We start from the raw sequence: 16,094 nt of genomic DNA, 5'->3' as shown, positions 1-16,094 counted from the left end.
CCGGCGCACCCTCGGAGGAAACGTCATGGAACTGATCGTCACCGTGCTGCTCGCGTTTCCGCTCGGCTTGGCCCTGCGGTCCCGAACGGCGGCCTACCTCACCTACATCGCCGTGCACTCCTTCGTGTTCACCTTTCAGAGCCTTGTTCTGCTCCGGGCCTGGACGGGCGGCGACACCTCCGCCTTCCCCGCCGACGCGGACACCGTTCCCTGGTCGTACGGGCTGGTCAACGCCGTCATTTACGCCGCCGGGCTCGGCCTGGTGGCGCTGGGTCGCCGGGTGCGCAGCCGGCGGGCCGCCCGGCCCGCGCAGGCGGCCGACCTCGCGGGTTGAGCCCGGGGCGGCCGGGTGCTCAGTCGGGCAGGATCGGCACCGACGGGTTGAGGTCGCGGCCCAGCGCCGCCGCCCGGGTCACCGAGGACGAGCCGAACCTGTCCCGGACCGCGTCCAGCGCGGTGTCCAGGCTGTCGGCCACCGGCTCGTCGAACGGCAGCTCCAGCTGCACCGCGCCGTCGCTGTCCAGGTTGCCGACCGCGACGCCGACCAGGGTCAGGCCGCGCTCGTCGATCAGTGGCCGGGCCTCGGCCAGCAGCTGGCGCGCCGTGGTCAGGATGGCGCTGGTCTGCATGGTCGCCTTGAGCAGGCTGCGGGAGCGGGTGGCCCGGGTGAAGTCGCCGAAGCGCAGCCGCAGGGTGATCGTGCGGCCGGCCCGGCGGGCCGAGCGCATCCGCCGGGTGACCCGGTCGACCAGGGCGGCCAGGGTCGCGTCGATCTCCTCGAACGGGCGCGGCCGGCGGCCCAGCGCGCACTGCGAGCCGATCGAGCCGCGCCGGTGGCCGGTGCGGACCCGGCGGGGGTCGCGGTTGTGGGCGAGCGCGTGCAGGTGCCGGCCGGCGTGTGCGCCGATCATGGTGACCAGGGCGGCCTCGCCGATGCGGGCCACGTGCCCGACGGTCAGGATGCGGTGCTCGCGCAGCTTGCCCGCGGTGACCGGGCCGACGCCCCAGAGGCGTTCGATCGGCAGCGGGTGCAGGAACGCGAGCTCCTCGCCCGGCGGCACCACCAGCAGGCCGTCCGGTTTGCCGACGGCGCTGGCCACCTTGGCCAGGAACTTCGTCCGGGCCACGCCCACGGTGATCGGCAGGCCGACCCGCTCGCGGACCTCGGCGCGCAGCCGGGCCGCGATGCCGGCCGGGGTGCCGCTGATCCGGTGCAGCCCGCCGACCTCGAGGAAGGCCTCGTCGATGGAGATGCCCTCGACGATCGGGGTGGTGTCGCGGAAGACCTCGAAGACGGCCTTGCTGGCCGCCGAGTACGCCGACATCCGCGGCGGGACCACGAGGGCGTGCGGGCACAGCGCGCGGGCCTGGGCGATGCCCATCGGGGTGCGGACGCCGTACGCCTTGGCCTCGTAGCTCGCCGCCAGCACGACGCCGCCGCCGACCAGGACCGGGCGGCCCCGCAGGGCGGGGTCGTCCCGCTGCTCGACCGATGCGTAGAACGAGTCGAGGTCGGCGTGCAGGATGGTCGCCTGGTCGGACACCGCGTCATCTTCGCACACGTGTTCGAATTCGGCGACGCGCGAGGATGGGGGACATGACGACGCGACCGCCGCTGGCCGAGAAGCTCGATCTGCGACCCCACCCCGAGGGTGGCTGGTACCGCGAGACCTTCCGGTCCGCGGTCACCATCCGGCCCGACGGGTACGCGGGCCCGCGCGCCGCCGCCACCGGCATCTATTTCCTGCTCCAGCCGGGCGAGTTCTCCGCGTGGCATGTGGTGGCGTCCGACGAGCTGTGGTTCCTGCACTCGGGCTCGCTGGAGCTGCGCTACGGCGGCGCCGGCCCCGATCCGGTCGAGGGTGGCGAGACGGCCGTGCTCACCGCCGAGAATCCGCAGGCGCTGGTGCCGGCCGGGGTGTGGCAGAGCGCGTACCCGGCCGGTGCTGAGCCCGTGCTGGTGAGCTGCGTGGTGTCGCCTGGCTTCGACTTCGCGGACTTCCGGCTGGCCTAGTGTCGCAGCTCACGGGCTGTTCAGGAAGTACCAGGGGGGCACCCCGGTTATCAAGGTTGAGTGCAACACGCTCAACCTTCAACCGGAGGAACCTCCCATGGTGCTGCGTACCGATTTCGACCGCCTGACCACCCGCGTCTTCGACTCCGCCACCCGTAGCGCCGGCGCCCGCCTGGACGCCTACCGCGAGGGTGACTCCTTCTTCATCGACATCGATCTGCCCGGCGTCGACCCGGCCGGCATCGACATCACCGTGGACCGCAAGGTGCTCACCGTGCGCGCCCAGCGCAAGCGGGCCGAGCGCGACGGCGTGCAGTACGTCGTGACCGAGCGCCCGATGGGTCCGGTCAGCCGGCAGGTCTTCCTGTCCGACTCGCTGGACACCGACCGGCTCGACGCCCGCTACGACAACGGCGTGCTGACCCTGAGCATCCCGGTGACCGAGAAGGCCAAGCCACGCAAGTTCGAGGTGGCCGCCGCCTGACGTTCAGGTGCTTTTCCGGGGCCGTGCGCCGATCGAGGTGCGCAGCCCCGGTGCGTCAGTGGGCGAACGCGAAGTAGTTCAGGTTGACGAACTCGGCGGCGTCGTCGCGGGCGAAGGTGAGGAAGACGGTGTGCCGCCCGGTGGTGGGCTCGATGTCCGCGCTGCGCGACTGCCACTCCTGCCAGCCGCCGGTGTCCTCGACCGGCACCGCGCCGACCGGGGCGTTGCCGGGGCTGTCCAGGCGGAGCTCGATCCGGCCGCCGCCGCCGTCCACGTCGGAGGCGAGCCGGACGGCGACCTTGGTGGCCGGCTCGCTGCCGAACTCCACGTCGTCGAAGCGCAGCCAGTCGCCGTTGCTGATCCAGCCGATGTTCTGCCCGCCGCCCTCGTCCTCGGTCTCCTGGAACTGGGTGCCCTGCTGGCCGGCGGCCGTCTCGGCCTGGATCACCGCATAGGCATCGACGCCGCCGGGCGCCGGGGTGCTCGGCGAGGGTGAGGGCTCCGCCGAAGGAGTGGCCGGCTCCGAGGGGGACGACGCCACTGACGGAGGGGCGGCGACCGCGGCGGCGGCCTGGGTGTCCGATCCGCCCTGGAGGCGCCCGATCAGGTAACCGAGCAGGACGAGGGCCAGTCCGGCCGCGGCGAGCGCGAGCCGGTTACGGGTGACCCGCGACCGGGAGTGATAGACGCCGGGCGGCGGGGAGGCTGGAGTAGTCATCGGCTCAGCAGGATAACGCAGCGGCCGGCTTTTTCGAAAAGTGTCGACCATGGACGTTGAGCTGCGGTAACGGGCCGAAGTGCCGGTCGGCGAAGGCTGTGCTATCGGCGGGGACATCGGCCGGCGTCATCGGTTGACATCTCCGGGAGGCCGTACCAAGCTCGGTGAGAGCGCTCTCAGCGACAGCGGAGCGTGATGGCCGGGACGCACCCCCCTTCCCTGTCCGCCCCCGAAGCGGCCCGGCCGACGCCGGATCCCTCCCGCGCGGATGTCCTCTCGCCGGGCCGGTGTCATCCGGGGGCCGACAGTTAGGTGCTCATGCGTCTCAACCGCAGATCTCTGCTCGGGCTCGTCGTCGCGGCGGTCGCCATCCCCGCCGCCGTCGCGGTGATCCCCACCGCCCAGGCCGCCACCGGCCCCGACCTGCTCCCGCTCACCGTCACCAACAACTCCGGCCGCGGCGAAGCCACCCACCTGTACGTGCTGGGCGTCAGCGGCGGCAAGCTCGGCTACGTCACCGAGGGCGGCACCTTCACCCCGTGGACCGGCGGGGCCAACCCGCCCGCTCCGGCGCCCGACGTGTCGATCAACGGCCCGGCCGACGGGGCCAGCAAGACGATCCCGGTGCCGAAGGGCCTCTCCGGCCGGATGTACATGTCGTTCGGCGACAAGCTCGACTTCAGGATCAGCCAGGACGGCGGTCTCGTGCAGCCCGCACCCTGGGCGGCCGGCGATCCCAACAGCGACATCCTGTTCGACTGGAGCGAGTTCACCTACAACGACTCCGGCATCTGGCTCAACAGCTCGCAGGTCGACATGTTCGCCGTGCCTCACGCGGTCAGCGCCACCGGCTCCGACGGCACAACCGCGGTCACGGGTCAGCTCAAGCCCGGCGGGCGCAACGCCGTCATCGACGCCATGAAGGCCGACGCGTCGTTCAGCGGTCTCGTCCGGACCCGCGCCGACGGCACTGTGCTGCGCGTGCTGGCTCCCGGCAAGGGCGCCGACGGCGGTGACTTCGACCCCGACTACCTGGCGTCCTACATCGACCGGGCCTGGGCCGCGTACGAGAACACCGACCTCACCGTGAAGCCCTTCGCCGACCAGCCCGACAAGATCTTCAAGGGCCGGACCAGCGGCGACGTCATGGCTTTCACCGACGCCACCGGCGCGCAGGTCGCGACGTTCACCAAGCCCACCACGGCGCACGTCTGGGGCTGCGACGGCAACCTCGGCGCCCCGAACGACCTCGTCGTCGGCCCGATCGCGCGCAGCCTCTGCGCGGCGCTGCAGCGGACCACCCTGGGCACCCAGGCCGTCGAGCCGAGCACGGACCCGTCGAGGTTCTACCGCAACGAGCCGACCAACCTGTACAACAAGGTGATCCACGAGCAGATGGTCGACGGCAAGGCGTACGCGTTCGCCTTCGACGACGTGGCGAACCAGGAGTCGCTGGTGCACAGCGGCGACCCGACCGCGATCGGCATCACGCTCACGCCGTTCGAGTAGGACCGTGCGGGTACGGCGCACCGGGAGTCCGCGGTGCGCCGTACCCGTCGCTCAGATCTTCGGAATGAGCACCTGGGCGACCGCCGTCGCCTCGGCCAGGTTCTCGTCGTCGCTGTCGCCGCGGCTGTAGACGTCGATCGAGACCGTGCCGTAGAGCACGTAGAGGTGCCCGGCCAGCTGGAAGGCCCGCTCACCGATGTCGTTCACCGGCGTCGCGTCGGCGATCTTGACGGTGAAGTCCTGCTCGGTGGTCCGGCCCAGGAAGACGGCCAGCTGCCCGCCGGCCTGCTGCCACTGGCAGAAGCGGTTGCTGTCGCCGGCCGGCAGCCCGTCCTCGTCGATCTGGGTGATCTCCCGCCCGGTCAGCTCGGTGACCTGCTTCTTGCTGAGCAGCGTGCACGGGTCGGGGATGTCACCGGCGTCCTTGACCGAGTCACCCAGTCCACTGGCGGCGGTCGGTGCAGGGACGGTCGGCGAAGGGGCGGCCGGCGGGGAAGCCGTCGAGACTTGGTCCACCACTCCGCAGCCCGTCAGGGCGAGACAGGCGGCGAGGGCGGCGAACGGGCGGCGATGGTTCATGCGCCCAGGTTGCCGGGTCGCGCCGGGGCACCGGAAGAGCCGGTACGGGCAGATGGCACGGAGGCGGGAGAACTTCAGCCGTTAGGGGCGAGCGCGGACAGGATCTCCTCGGCCCGTTCCCCGGCGGCCCGCGGGTCGCCGTCCGGTGAACCGATGAACGGATCCCAGTTGAGGTCGTAGAACAGCTCGGTGACGCCGGCCTCGGCGTAGAGCTGGGCGCCGCCCCGGATCTGGTCCCAGGTGCCCGACAGCGGCACGCCGTTCTCGCGCAGCCCGGCCTTGACCACGCCGCGCACCACGATCCGGAGCGCGTCCGGGTCGCGGCCCGACTCCTCGGCGGCGCGCCGCACGATCTGCGCACCCCGCGCGATGTCCTCGAGGCTGGCCCGGCTGCTGCTGACCCAGCCCGCGGCGATCCGCCCGGCGCGCCGCAACGCGACATCCGCCGTGCCGCCCAGCAGGATCGGCGGACCCCCGGGCTGCACCGGCGCGGGAGCCATGACGCTCGGCGGCACGGTGTAGAACTCTCCGTCGAAGGCGACGTGCTCACCGGTGAACAGGGCCCGCAGCACGCGCAGATACTCCTCCGTGCGGCGGCCGCGGGGGTTCGGGTCCGAGCCCGTCGCCACGAACTCCACCTCGGACCAGCCGGTGCCCAGACCCAGGTCGAATCGGCCGCCGGAGAGCACGTCCAGGGTGCTCGCCTGCTTGGCGAGGTAGGTGGGGGAGAGGTAGGGCAGGTTGATGACGGCCACCCCGAGCCGGATGTCGGTGGTGCGGGCGGCCGCGTAGGTCAGCGCCAGCAGCGGATCGAGCACGCTGCGGTAGACCGGCTGCAGATTCTGCTCATCACCGGCCAGCAGCCGCTGGAACGACCACAGGCCGTGGTAGCCCAGCTCCTCGGCGCGCATCGCAAACCCGGTCAGGGACAGGGGATCCGCCCACACGCCGGAGACCGGGCATCCGCAGCTGATCAACATGCGGTTCACCGTACTGCCCGCCGATCGGGCGGGCTACCGGGCCGGACGGTGGCCGCGGGGCACAATGTCGACACAGGCTTCTCCCCCGGTCGGAAAGGGTCACCGCATGCCGCTGACTCTCGTGGAGATGAACCCGGACGACTTCGTGCGCCGCCGCGCGCTGCTGGTCGCGAGCTACGCGCAGGCGATCACCACGGCGCGGGCGCTGACTCCCGCGCAGGCGCGGGCCGAGGCCGAGCGGGACGTCGCCGAGAGGCTGCCGCGCGGTCCGGCGACCCGAGGCCAGCTGCTGCGCAAGGCTCTGCTGGACGGCACCGAGGTCGGCTGGATCTGGCTGTCGCTGCCCGGCACGACCGTGCCGGACCTCGCCTGGATCAACGACATCGAGGTCGATCCGCCGTTCCGGTCCCGGGGGTACGCCGGCGCGATCATCACCGCCGCGGAGGCGGAGCTCGTCGCCCGCCGCGTGCCGGCGATCGGCCTGAACGTCTTCGGTGACAACAACACAGCCCGTCGCCTCTACGAGCGGCTCGGCTTCGAGGTGACCGCGGAGCAGCGCTCGCGCTCGCTGGCCGAGGTGCCGGTGGCCGAGGGGATCGAGCTGGTGCCGATGGCCGACTACCGGAGCCGGATCGAGGCGTTGTTCGCCGACTACGCCCAGGATCTGGTGCACGAGCGGGGCCTGTGGCACGGCGAGGCCGAGGACCGGGCCGCCCGCAAGCTGGCCGAGCTGCTCCCCGACGGGGCGCGGACCCCGGGGATGCTCCTGCGCACAGTGGTGGCGCGGGGCGTACCGGTCGGGTGGGTCTGGGCCGGTCTGCCGGCGCCGCCGCGGGTCGCCCTGGGCTGGCTGCACAACATCGAGATCGACGAGCCCTACCGCCGCCGGGGTCACGGCCGCGCGGCCATCGCCGCGGTCGAGGCCGAGCTGGCGCGGCGGGGCGTCGCCACGATGGGTCTCAACGTGCACGGTGCCAACACCGGGGCCCGCCGGCTCTACGACCGGCTGGGCTACCGCCTGCTGGCCCAGCAGCTGGCCAAGCACCTACCGGCCCGGTGACCCGACTGCCAGCGGTCAGTTGCTGTAGACCCGGGTCGGGCTGATCAGCACCGCGGTGCGCCGCTGCTCGGCCATGACCCGGTCGTACTCGGCCCAGTCGTCGTGGGAGCCGCCCGCCGCCGTGAAGATCTCGCGCAGCAGCAGGCGCAGGCGATCGGCGTCCAGCCACGGCCGGGGATCGTCCGGGCCGGCCAGCTCGGCGTGGCCCTCGACCGTGGCCCACTGCCAGCCGCTGCGGAACGCCGTCGTGATCTGGGGCCGGGCCCGCAGGTTGGCCAGCTTGACCCGGCCGTACGTGACGAACGCCAGCACCTGCTCGCCGGTCCCGGGATGCGCCACGACGCCGGCGTTCACCAGCGAGGACTGGATCGTCTGATCGGCGCGCAGGGTGGAGACGATGGCCAGGCCGCTCTCGTTCGCGGCCAGGCTCCACGCCTCGGACAGGGTTGTCACCGTTCGGCCTCCGCCTTGTCGAGGAAGTCCTGCATCCAGGCGATGCGGTGCGGGCTCAGGCCGGCCTCCCGGCCCTGGGCGACCGCTTCCCGGACGTGCGCCAGCCCCTGCTCGCGCAGGCCGTCGGCCAGCTCGGCGATGCCCAGTGCCATCGTGCCGCCCGGGATCCAGCGCGGGTCGCCGAGCTCGGCGCGCAGCTCGTGCGAGATGCGCAGGTGCTCCAGCGCCTTGTCCGACTGGAGATCGGACGCCGCGTAGTAGAAGCCGACGTGGCGGTGCACCTCGGAGCGCAGCAGCAGGTCGCCGTACCGGTCGGCCAGGTCGAGAGCCTCCCAGTAGTACGGCATGGCGGCCTCCCAGTCCTGGCGCAGCACCTGGTGGACCAGTCCGACGCCGAACAGCGACTCAGCCGTGCCGGCCGGGTCGCCGAGGTCCCGCCGGATCTCCAGGGCCTGCTGGAAGAGGGCTTCCTCACCCTCGCTGTCGGCCTTGCCGAGGTCCTCGTCCTCCAGGGCCCGGAAGTGCATGAGCATCGCCTGCCGGTCCAGCACCGCGGCCTCGAGGGCCCGGTCGCCGTCGGCCCGGGCCTGGGTCAGCAGCTCCTCGAAGGTCCGCTCGGCCGCCTCGTAGTCCCCGGTCCGGAACGCGGCCTCGACCATCGCCTCGTTGCCGGCCGCCAGTGTGTCCCCCGTTGTCCCCATCCTTCGCAGGCTACCGGCGGATCGGCGCCCAGGCTGTCCGCCCGCGCGTTTGCTTGCCCCGGCCTGCTCGAATCAAGGGCGTGACCGACGACATCGAAACCCGCCTGACCGCGCTCGCCGGACTGGTCCGCGAGGCTGAGCTGCTCCGCGCCCGGCGTGCCGAGCTGGACCAGCGTCTCACCGAGCAGGCGGCCGCCCTGACCGAGCTGCGCGCGCAGTGGGCCGGGGAGGTCCGCAACGTCGAGCGCCTCGAGGGCGTCTCGCTGTCCCGGGTGCTGGTGTCCCTGCGCGGCGCGCATGCCGAGGAGCTGTCCCGCGAGCAGGCCGAGGCCGAAGCGGCGCGCTACCGGGTCGCCGAGGGCGAGAGCCGGCTCGCCGCCCTCCGCGCCGAGCGGGCGGCCGTCGACGCGCGGCTGGCCGAGTTCGCCGACCTGCCGGCCCGCTTCGCGCGGGCGGTCGACGACAGGGAGAGCCACCTGCGCCGGACCGGTGGCCCGCAGGTCACCCGGTTGCTGGCCCTGGCCGGCGAGCGCGGCCGGGTGGAGGCGGAGCTGCGTGAGCTGCATGAGGCCGGCCGGGCCGCGGACGCCGCGCTGGGTGCGCTGGTCGAGCTGCGCCGGCAGCTCGACCGGCTCTCGGGCCGCCAGACGAGCAACAACCTGCTCGGCGGCGCGGTGGCGCTGCGTACGCCGGACTGGCTCGACGGGGTCGCCCGGTCGGCGGCCCACGCCGACCGCTGCCTCGTGGTGCTGCACACCGAGCTGGCCGACGTCGGCCTGGCCCGGCCGCTGGGCCACGCCCCGCGGCCGGTGGTCCCGCCGACCGGCGTCGCGCAGGTCTTCTTCTCGGACCTGCTCATGCGGGACCAGATCAATCAGGCGATCCGCAACACCGACGGGTCGGCCGGGCTGGTCGCGGAGGTACGCCAGGACGTCGTCCGGCGCACCGAGGCGGCCCGTGCCCACTGGAGCGGACTGATGCGCGAGCGGCAGGACCTGCTGACGGCGTGACTACAGCGCGGCGAGCGCTTCCGGGATCGGGGTGTCGCCGGCGAACAGCTCAAACGTGGTGCCGATGGTGGCGGGTGTGGTCAGCACTGCGGCCAACACCGCCGCCACGTCGTCCCGCGGCACCGGCCCCCGGTTGCCCAGCTCGGCCGAGACCCGGACCAGGCCGGTGCCGGGGTCGTCGGTGAGCGACCCCGGCCGCACGATCGTGAAGTCCAGCCCGCTCGCCCGTACGTAGTCGTCGGCCTCGGCCTTGGCCTGCAGGTACGCCCGCATCGACTCGCCCGCGGAGTCCGGCCGGTCGGCGCCGATCGAGGAGACCATGACGTAGCGGCGTACCCCGGTGGCGCGGGCCGCGTCGGCGAGCTTGACCGCGCCGCCCAGATCGACCGTCCGCTTGCGTGCGGCCCCGCTGCCCGGCCCCGCCCCGGCCGCGAAGACCACGGCGTCGGCACCCTGCACGTACGCGTTCAGCGTCTCGTCGTTCTCCAGGTCGCCGATGACCGGGACAGCGCCGAGCGCGGTGAGGTCGGCGGCCTGGTCAGGGGAGCGGATGAGGCCACGGGCGGTGTGCCCCTGAGCGGCGAGCAGGCCCAGCAGGCGGAGGGCGACCTTGCCGTGGCCGCCGGCGACGAGAATGTCCATGACTCTGTTCTACTCCGCCGGCTGCGGGACCGGCTGGAAGGCGACGTCGGTCACGTCGGCCGCCAGCTCGGTGAAGTCGGTGCCGTAGGCGGCCGGCTCGACGATGCGCAGCACCAGCGCGAAAGGGCGGTCGGCGCCGTACCGGCGGGCCAGCTCGGGGTGGTTGGTGGCCAGGTAGCGGGCGCCGGCGAGGTTGCTGCCCGCGCTCAGGCCGCCGATGAAGAACACCGGGTGTCCACCGGCCGGTCCCCAGAACCGGGCGAGCAGGACGTAGCTGGTCTCCGGGGTGAGGACGTACTCGGTGCCGCCGACGGTGAACGACAGCCGGGGCTTCTCGTCGTCGAAGATGGCGTACGTCACGCCGCGCAGAATCGTGCGCACGTGGGTGGCGCTGCGCGGGCTGGCGCCGCCCGGGCCGCCGACACAGAACTCGGTGAGCCGGCCGATCTCACCGGTCGGCTGGTTCTCCCCGACCCGGTCGGCGTGCGCGCCGCACTCGCGGGCGATGGTCGCCAGCTCCACCAGCGCGGCGACGTCGCGGCGGTGCACGCTGAACTCGCGCGGCGACGAGGCGTGCCGGGACACCACCAGCAGACAACTGGCGCCCTCGGTGAGGCCGAAGAAGGCGCGTTCGCGGCTCAGCTTGCGGCGGCGCAGCAGGAAGCCGGCGAGCCAGACGGCCGTACCGGCGATGACGCTCGCCAGGAGATTGATCGCAAGGTCGCCCACGCGGTCATGATGGCCGATGTCGTCGACCGGGTTTCACGCGGACTCGCGGATCACCAGCGTCGGCTGGAAGGTCACCGAGCGGGGCAGCCGGCCGGGGGAGGCGATGTGGGCCATCAGCACCTCCGCCATCTCAGCGGCCATCTCCTCGACCGGCTGGCGGATGGTGGTCAGCAGCGGCCGGCAGTCCAGAGCGGCGCTGCTGTCGTCGAAGCCGACCACGGCGATGTCGTCGGGGACCCGGCGGCCGAGATCCTGCACCGCGCGCAGCGCGCCCTCGCTCATCAGGTCGCTGGCCACGAACAGGCCGTCGATGTCGGGGTGCTCGGCCAGCAGCCGGCGGGCGCATTCCTCGCCGCCGTGCCGGGTGAAGTCACCCTCGATCGACGGCACGTCGCCCAGGCCGCGGTTGGCCAGGAAGGACCGGAAGCCGTCGAGCCGGTCGGAGCCGGCCGGGATGTCCAGCGGCCCGCTGATCGTGGCCAGCCGGCGGCAACCCCGGCTGAGCAGGTGCTCGGCGGCGAGCCGGGCGCCGAGCCGCTGGTCGACGTCGACGAAGCTGGCGGCCAGCGGCGACGCGGGCCGGGCCGAGACGACCGCCGGGATGCCGAGCTCGTGCACCTGCCGGGGCAGCGGGTCCTGCTCGTGGCTGCTGATCAGCAGCACCCCGTCGACGTGGCCCTGGCGCAGGTAGCGGATGACGTGGTGGTGGTCCGTCGAGTCGGTCGGGATGATCACCAGGTGCACGTCGTGCGGGCGCAGCGCGCCGGTGGCGCCGGCGGTGATCCGGCCGAAGTACGGATCCGTGAAGATCCGGTTGAGGAACGAGGAGTTGTGCGGCCGGTCGGGCTCGGAGATCACCAGGGCCACGGAGTTCGACTTGCGGGTGACCAGCGAGCGGGCCGCCACGTTGGGCACGTAGCCGGTGTCGGCGATGGCGCGCTGGACGATCTCGCGGATCTTGGCGTCGACGCTGGGGGCGCCGTTGATCACCCGGGAGACGGTGGCCCGCGACACCCCGGCCGCCTCGGCGACCTGGTCCATCGTCGGGTGCTGCCCTGCGCGGGAGGGCCGGGTAGTCATGGCGTCTGTTATAGCACCAGGCGTTTTTCGCTTGAGAGCGCTTTCACGCCCGGAGCCGCCGGGGCGGCGACGAGCCCCGGCGGCTGCGGACGTCATCTCACGGCCGTCCGTTCGTGCCGCACTTGACGATGATCCGGATGCAGTCGTTCACCCGGCGGGCCATCTCGTCGACCGGCCAGGCGTTGAAGAAGTCGCCGTGCATGCTGTACCCGTTGCCGGAGGCCAGCCGGAAGTTCGCCGGACTGCCGCTCACCGGGTAGCGCATGACCTGCCGCAGTTTCGGCACGACGACCGGGTGGCTCGCCGGGCAGGCGGCGTTGACCGGGTACGCCATGTGGCTCTTGTGATCCGGCGAGTCCAGGTCGCGGCCGTTCCAGCATTGCGGGAAGTCGAGGTACGACTCCAGCATCGTGCCGGCCGGACACTCCACGAAGTTGTGGGACGAGCCCACCTGCCCGGCGTGCAGGCACGACCAGCGCGAGTTCGACGCGTCGGCCGGGCCGGTCGCCTTGGCGTTGCCGGCCACGATCCGCAGGCCGAACGGCAGCGGCTGGGTCTGGGCGATCAGGTCGTCCCGGACGCCCTCACCCAGGTAGTAGAAGATGCCGGTGGTCGGCTCGACCGGGGTGTTGCCGTTGTAGAAGGTCGGGATCCAGTACGACGACTTGTCGATCGACGGGTTGCAGTTGCTGTTCGCGTTGAACAGGTCGTTGACGGTCGAGTTCGCGTTGGTCACCGTGCTGCCGAAGAAGCTGTGCATGTGCGAGGCGCCCGGCATGTTCGGGAACACGATCGGGTCGTCGGGCAGCCGGTGGCTGAACGGGCAGTCCGCGAGGAACTCGGCCACCCGGACGGCGCCGGGCGGGATCGTCGGCGGGGGAGCGGTGCCGCCGCCGCTGCCGTACACCTCGAACTCGGCCAGCGAGACACCCCACTGGGTGGCGCGGGCGGTGGACTGCAGCCGGACGTAGCGTCCGGAGCCGGTGACGGCGACGGTCTGCCGGCCGCCGGTGCCGGCGACATCGGCCTTGATCGTGGTCCACGAACTTCCGTTGGCGGAGGTCTGCAGGTTGAAGGTGCGCGAGTACGCGGCCTCCCAGTCCAGCACCACCGAGGACAGGGAGGCGGTGGCGCCGAGGTCGACCTGCAGCCACTGGGGGTCGCTGAACGCGCTGGACCAGCGGGTGCCCGGGTTGCCGTCGACGGCGTTGGCGGCCGGGAAGGCCGCGGACTCGAGGGAGGAGGCCGTGGCCGGCCGGTTCGCCGACAGCAGCCCGTCGGCGGCGCTGGCCGAGCCCTGGGTGACGGCCACGAAGCCGGTGAGGACGGTCGCGACCGCGGCCGCGGTGAACAGACGTCGTTTGCGCATGGGGATCCTTCCTGGGCCGGGGCGGGCGGGGAAACCCGCCCCGGCGCGGGGGTCAGCTCACTTGTAGACGCGGACGTAGTCGACGAGCATCCGGGCCGGGAACGGCGTGGAGGCGTCGACGGGACCGGGGAAGTCGCCGCCGACGGCCAGGTTGAGGATGAGGTAGAACGGGTGGTCGAAGATCCACGGCCCGCGGGTCGCCTCAACGGTCGCCTTGCTGGCGTAGAACACCTGGTTGCCGTCGAGCAGGAACTTGATGCCCTTGCTGTCCCACTCCGCCGCCCAGACGTGGAAGTCCTGCGACAGGTCCACGGTGGCGTACTTCTGGCCGTAGCCGCCGGCGCCGTTGTACTGCGGGGCGTGCAGCGTGGAGTACGCCTCGCTGGTGTTGCGCCCGAGGACCTCCATGATGTCGATCTCGCCGTTGTACGGCCACGGGCGGCCGGTGAGGAAGTCGGCGCCCATCATCCAGAACGCGGGCCACAGGCCGTTGCCCTTCGGCACCTTGATCCGGGCCTCGACCCGGCCGTACTGGGTGGTGAACTTGCCGGTGGTGTTCATCCGGGCCGAGGTGTACTCGCGGCCGTTGGAGGCTTCCTTGCGGGCCTCGATCACCAGCTGGCCCTGGCCGTTCATCTGCGCGTTGTTGCTGTTCTCGGTGTAGTACTGGGCCTCGCCGTTCTGCGGCACGCCCGGGTCGTAGGTCCACTTGGCCGTGCTCGGCTTGGTGCCGGACGGGTCGTTGAACTCGTCGTTGAAGACCAGCCGGCTCGCCGGGAAGGCCGGGTCGGCGGGCTGGGCCGGCGGCGTGTTGGGGGCGCCACCGGTGCCGTAGACATTGAAGTCGTAGAGCGAGTAGCCGTACGGGGTCGCCCGGGCGGTGCCGTACATCCGCACGTAACGGCCGGTGCCGCTGACGTTCAGGACCTCCTTGAAGCCCTTGCCGGTGGTGGTCGAGTAGATGTCGGTCCAGCTGCTCGCGTTCGGCGACACCTGGATCTTGTACGAGGTCGCGTACGCCGGGTCCCACTGCAGCTCGACCCGGCTGATCTGGGCCGTGGCCCCGAGGTCGACGTAGATCCAGCCGGGGTCGACCCAGCCGGTGGTGGAGCTGGTCGCCCAGCGGGTCGCCGGGTCCAGGTCGAAGGCCTTGCCGACGGTGCACGGGTTGCAGTTGACGTCGTTCTGCTCGCTCGACGCCGCACCCGGCTTGTTGTAGGACAGCAGCGTCGCGCTGCCCGCGGGCGGCGGCGTGGTCGGGCCGGTCGGCGGAGTGGTCGGCGTGCTGCCACCCGCGAAGACCTGGAACTCCCACAGCGAGTAGCCGTAGATGGACAGGGCCCGCTCGGTCAGGTTGAGCCGCACGTAGCGGGTGTTGCCGGCGACCGTGATCGTCTGCTCGCCGGCGTTGCCGCGCAGGGTGCCCGTGGCGTTGGTGAAGGTCGTGCCGTTGGTGGAGAACTGGACCGTGAAGGCGGTCGCGTACGCGGCCTCCCAGTTGAGCTTCACGCTGCTGACCGCTGTCGTGGCGCCGAGGTCGACCTGCAGCCACTGGGCCGCCGCGAAGGCGCTGGACCAGCGGGTGCCGGTGTTGCCGTCGGTGGCGGCGGAGGCGGGCGTGCCCTCCCATTCGACGGAGGAGGCGGTGGTCGGCTTGCCTTGGGAGACCACGACCTCGGCCGCGTCGGCGTTGCGGACCGTGGCGACCAGATAGGCCGCCAGCAGGCCGAGCAGGGCGAAGGTGAGCGCGGCGACCCGTACGGGCGCCAGGCGGCGCCCGCCACTTCGGAAAACTTCAGGACTCATGGACGGTCCTCCTTGCGGGAATCAAGAGGTGGGGAAACCAGCAGGATGTGTCGGAGCGGTTTCAGAACTGCTTCGGGGATGAGAAAGCGCTCTTTGGTACGTCACTCTGAACCGCCGGTTAACGGGTGTCAATGCCTGCTAGAGCCTCGGGAAGCGCTTTCTCGTGCACGTTCTCAGAGCGCAAAGCGGATCGATGCAGGTGAACGGGCACGCGGGGCGATCAGTGGCCCCGCCGGCAACGCCAGGTTCCGGAACCGGGCGGAAGGTCAGCGGGCGTGCGCCGCCGGCTGGAGAGCCGTCGTCACAAAGGCGGTGACGAGCCGGGTCCAGAACACCGGCCGTCGCAGCAGGGTGTGCGTCTCACCGGGAACCGGCACGAACGAGGCGCCGATCCGGGCCGCGTACGCGGCGGACGACCGCGGGTCCGTCACCCGGTCCGCGTCACCGTGCGCGATCACTATCGTCGCGCCGGGCCGGGGCGCCGGCTCGCCGGCCTCGATCCACGGCGCCAGCGCGCACACGCCGACCACCCCGGGCTCGCCGGCCAGCCGCAGCGCGACCCGCCCGCCCATCGAATGGCCCACCAGCACGACCGGTGCACCGGGATGCGACCGGCGCGCCTCCTCCAGCGCCCAGCGGGCATCGCGCACCGGATCCTGCGCGTCGCCGTTCCAGCCGCGCACCCGGTACCGCAACGTCCAGACCGCGACCTCGTGACCGCGGGTGCTCCAGCTGATCGCCCGGGCGAACGGCACCATCCGCAGATGGGCCAGACCCCGGCGGGCCGGCGCCACGCTGGTGGCCCGGCCGCCGGGCAGCAGCAGCACCACCGCGCGGGCGTGCTCGCGGGGACCGGACATGTCGAGCGCGGGGCCGGGCTCGACGGGGGTCCGGGGCGCGAACGCGGTCGGGTGGCTGGTCATGTCCCCTTCACTACCCGTTTCCGGCCCGCGGATACCG

Annotated in this window: 18 protein-coding genes; 6 read left to right on the top strand and 12 right to left on the bottom strand. The window is 72.2% G+C overall.

Translation table 11 applies throughout. From position 1 onward, the window contains the following. The first annotated feature begins 25 nt into the window (after positions 1-25). Positions 26-334, top strand: a complete 309-nt coding sequence (locus tag ACQP2Y_RS37255) for a hypothetical protein (RefSeq protein WP_433720911.1) — start codon at positions 26-28, stop codon at positions 332-334. Positions 335-353: 19 nt separating this feature from the next. Here the strand turns inward: ACQP2Y_RS37255 and dinB are convergent, their stop codons facing one another. Beyond that, entirely contained in the window at positions 354-1,544 is a 1,191-nt protein-coding gene (gene dinB / locus ACQP2Y_RS37250) for a DNA polymerase IV (RefSeq protein ID WP_433720910.1), read from the bottom strand. Between the two features lie 44 nt (positions 1,545-1,588). Between dinB and ACQP2Y_RS37245 the strand changes: the two genes are divergently transcribed. Together ACQP2Y_RS37245 and ACQP2Y_RS37240 are read left to right on the top strand one after the other, a co-directional pair. Further along, positions 1,589-2,014, top strand: coding sequence for a cupin domain-containing protein (locus ACQP2Y_RS37245; protein ID WP_433720908.1), 426 nt, complete (start codon positions 1,589-1,591; stop codon positions 2,012-2,014). A 97-nt stretch (positions 2,015-2,111) separates the two neighbouring features. Further along, a complete protein-coding gene (locus tag ACQP2Y_RS37240) occupies positions 2,112-2,498 on the top strand; it encodes an Hsp20/alpha crystallin family protein (protein WP_433720906.1) in 387 nt (128 codons plus the stop codon). A 55-nt stretch (positions 2,499-2,553) separates the two neighbouring features. On the opposite strand, the gene ACQP2Y_RS37235 is transcribed toward ACQP2Y_RS37240, so the two are convergent. After that, positions 2,554-3,216, bottom strand: a complete 663-nt coding sequence (locus tag ACQP2Y_RS37235) for a carbohydrate-binding protein (protein ID WP_433720904.1) — start codon at positions 3,214-3,216, stop codon at positions 2,554-2,556. Positions 3,217-3,534: 318 nt separating this feature from the next. On the opposite strand from ACQP2Y_RS37235, the gene ACQP2Y_RS37230 reads away from it, so the two are divergent. Further along, entirely contained in the window at positions 3,535-4,725 is a 1,191-nt protein-coding gene (locus tag ACQP2Y_RS37230; RefSeq protein ID WP_433720902.1) for a beta-1,3-glucanase family protein, read from the top strand. Positions 4,726-4,776: 51 nt separating this feature from the next. Here the strand turns inward: ACQP2Y_RS37230 and ACQP2Y_RS37225 are convergent, their stop codons facing one another. Both ACQP2Y_RS37225 and ACQP2Y_RS37220 read right to left on the bottom strand, forming a co-directional pair. Continuing rightward, entirely contained in the window at positions 4,777-5,304 is a 528-nt protein-coding gene (locus ACQP2Y_RS37225) for a DUF3558 family protein (protein ID WP_433720900.1), read from the bottom strand. Positions 5,305-5,378: 74 nt separating this feature from the next. Then, positions 5,379-6,284: an LLM class flavin-dependent oxidoreductase gene (locus ACQP2Y_RS37220; RefSeq protein ID WP_433720898.1), complete on the bottom strand. Its 906-nt coding sequence runs from the start codon at positions 6,282-6,284 to the stop codon at positions 5,379-5,381. Between the two features lie 106 nt (positions 6,285-6,390). On the opposite strand from ACQP2Y_RS37220, the gene ACQP2Y_RS37215 reads away from it, so the two are divergent. Next, the gene (locus ACQP2Y_RS37215) at positions 6,391-7,344 is read left to right on the top strand and encodes a GNAT family N-acetyltransferase (protein ID WP_433720896.1); all 954 of its coding nucleotides are present in this window, start codon (positions 6,391-6,393) and stop codon (positions 7,342-7,344) included. Between the two features lie 15 nt (positions 7,345-7,359). Here ACQP2Y_RS37215 and ACQP2Y_RS37210 read toward each other — a convergent pair whose 3' ends face one another. Both ACQP2Y_RS37210 and ACQP2Y_RS37205 read right to left on the bottom strand, forming a co-directional pair. Further along, positions 7,360-7,797, bottom strand: a complete 438-nt coding sequence (locus ACQP2Y_RS37210; RefSeq protein WP_433720894.1) for a TIGR03618 family F420-dependent PPOX class oxidoreductase — start codon at positions 7,795-7,797, stop codon at positions 7,360-7,362. After that, on the bottom strand, positions 7,794-8,498 hold the full coding sequence (locus ACQP2Y_RS37205; protein WP_433720893.1) for a tetratricopeptide repeat protein: 705 nt from the start codon (positions 8,496-8,498) through the stop codon (positions 7,794-7,796). Before ACQP2Y_RS37205 ends, ACQP2Y_RS37210 begins: the two co-directional genes overlap by 4 nt. An 80-nt stretch (positions 8,499-8,578) precedes the next feature. Here ACQP2Y_RS37205 and ACQP2Y_RS37200 point away from each other — a divergent pair, with 80 nt between their 5' ends. Next, complete coding sequence (locus ACQP2Y_RS37200) at positions 8,579-9,508, top strand: hypothetical protein (RefSeq protein WP_433720892.1); 930 nt, start codon at positions 8,579-8,581, stop codon at positions 9,506-9,508. Here ACQP2Y_RS37200 and ACQP2Y_RS37195 read toward each other — a convergent pair whose 3' ends face one another. From ACQP2Y_RS37195 to ACQP2Y_RS37170, 6 genes are all read right to left on the bottom strand, one after another. Next, entirely contained in the window at positions 9,509-10,150 is a 642-nt protein-coding gene (locus ACQP2Y_RS37195; RefSeq protein ID WP_433720891.1) for an SDR family oxidoreductase, read from the bottom strand. 9 nt (positions 10,151-10,159) lie between these two features. Further along, a complete protein-coding gene (locus ACQP2Y_RS37190; RefSeq protein WP_433720890.1) occupies positions 10,160-10,879 on the bottom strand; it encodes a hypothetical protein in 720 nt (239 codons plus the stop codon). Between the two features lie 33 nt (positions 10,880-10,912). Further along, on the bottom strand, positions 10,913-11,959 hold the full coding sequence (locus ACQP2Y_RS37185; protein ID WP_360825994.1) for a LacI family DNA-binding transcriptional regulator: 1,047 nt from the start codon (positions 11,957-11,959) through the stop codon (positions 10,913-10,915). A 97-nt stretch (positions 11,960-12,056) separates the two neighbouring features. Continuing rightward, positions 12,057-13,328, bottom strand: coding sequence for a DUF1996 domain-containing protein (locus ACQP2Y_RS37180; protein WP_433720889.1), 1,272 nt, complete (start codon positions 13,326-13,328; stop codon positions 12,057-12,059). 57 nt (positions 13,329-13,385) lie between these two features. Continuing rightward, the gene (locus tag ACQP2Y_RS37175) at positions 13,386-15,134 is read right to left on the bottom strand and encodes a discoidin domain-containing protein (protein WP_433720888.1); all 1,749 of its coding nucleotides are present in this window, start codon (positions 15,132-15,134) and stop codon (positions 13,386-13,388) included. Between the two features lie 266 nt (positions 15,135-15,400). Continuing rightward, positions 15,401-16,057: an alpha/beta hydrolase gene (locus ACQP2Y_RS37170; RefSeq protein ID WP_433720886.1), complete on the bottom strand. Its 657-nt coding sequence runs from the start codon at positions 16,055-16,057 to the stop codon at positions 15,401-15,403. Between the last annotated feature and the right edge of the window lie 37 nt (positions 16,058-16,094).

This window comes from Actinoplanes sp. CA-051413, from assembly GCF_050955795.1.
Classification (GTDB): Bacteria; Actinomycetota; Actinomycetes; order Mycobacteriales; family Micromonosporaceae; genus Actinoplanes.
The sequence above is the reverse complement of the archived record's forward strand: the minus strand, read 5'-3'. Positions and strand labels throughout refer to the sequence as shown.

Excerpts from the sequence above, each read along its gene's own strand:
- ACQP2Y_RS37255 (WP_433720911.1), top strand. The coding sequence starts at position 26 with ATGGAACTGATCGTCACCGTGCTGCTCGCGTTTCCGCTCGGCTTGGCC.
- ACQP2Y_RS37245 (WP_433720908.1), top strand. The coding sequence starts at position 1,589 with ATGGGGGACATGACGACGCGACCGCCGCTGGCCGAGAAGCTCGATCTG.
- ACQP2Y_RS37240 (WP_433720906.1), top strand. The coding sequence starts at position 2,112 with ATGGTGCTGCGTACCGATTTCGACCGCCTGACCACCCGCGTCTTCGAC.
- ACQP2Y_RS37235 (WP_433720904.1), bottom strand. The coding sequence starts at position 3,216 with ATGACTACTCCAGCCTCCCCGCCGCCCGGCGTCTATCACTCCCGGTCG.
- ACQP2Y_RS37230 (WP_433720902.1), top strand. The coding sequence starts at position 3,535 with ATGCGTCTCAACCGCAGATCTCTGCTCGGGCTCGTCGTCGCGGCGGTC.
- ACQP2Y_RS37225 (WP_433720900.1), bottom strand. The coding sequence starts at position 5,304 with ATGAACCATCGCCGCCCGTTCGCCGCCCTCGCCGCCTGTCTCGCCCTG.
- ACQP2Y_RS37220 (WP_433720898.1), bottom strand. The coding sequence starts at position 6,284 with ATGTTGATCAGCTGCGGATGCCCGGTCTCCGGCGTGTGGGCGGATCCC.
- ACQP2Y_RS37215 (WP_433720896.1), top strand. The coding sequence starts at position 6,391 with ATGCCGCTGACTCTCGTGGAGATGAACCCGGACGACTTCGTGCGCCGC.
- ACQP2Y_RS37205 (WP_433720893.1), bottom strand. The coding sequence starts at position 8,498 with ATGGGGACAACGGGGGACACACTGGCGGCCGGCAACGAGGCGATGGTC.
- ACQP2Y_RS37195 (WP_433720891.1), bottom strand. The coding sequence starts at position 10,150 with ATGGACATTCTCGTCGCCGGCGGCCACGGCAAGGTCGCCCTCCGCCTG.
- ACQP2Y_RS37185 (WP_360825994.1), bottom strand. The coding sequence starts at position 11,959 with ATGACTACCCGGCCCTCCCGCGCAGGGCAGCACCCGACGATGGACCAG.
- ACQP2Y_RS37180 (WP_433720889.1), bottom strand. The coding sequence starts at position 13,328 with ATGCGCAAACGACGTCTGTTCACCGCGGCCGCGGTCGCGACCGTCCTC.
- ACQP2Y_RS37175 (WP_433720888.1), bottom strand. The coding sequence starts at position 15,134 with ATGAGTCCTGAAGTTTTCCGAAGTGGCGGGCGCCGCCTGGCGCCCGTA.
- ACQP2Y_RS37170 (WP_433720886.1), bottom strand. The coding sequence starts at position 16,057 with ATGACCAGCCACCCGACCGCGTTCGCGCCCCGGACCCCCGTCGAGCCC.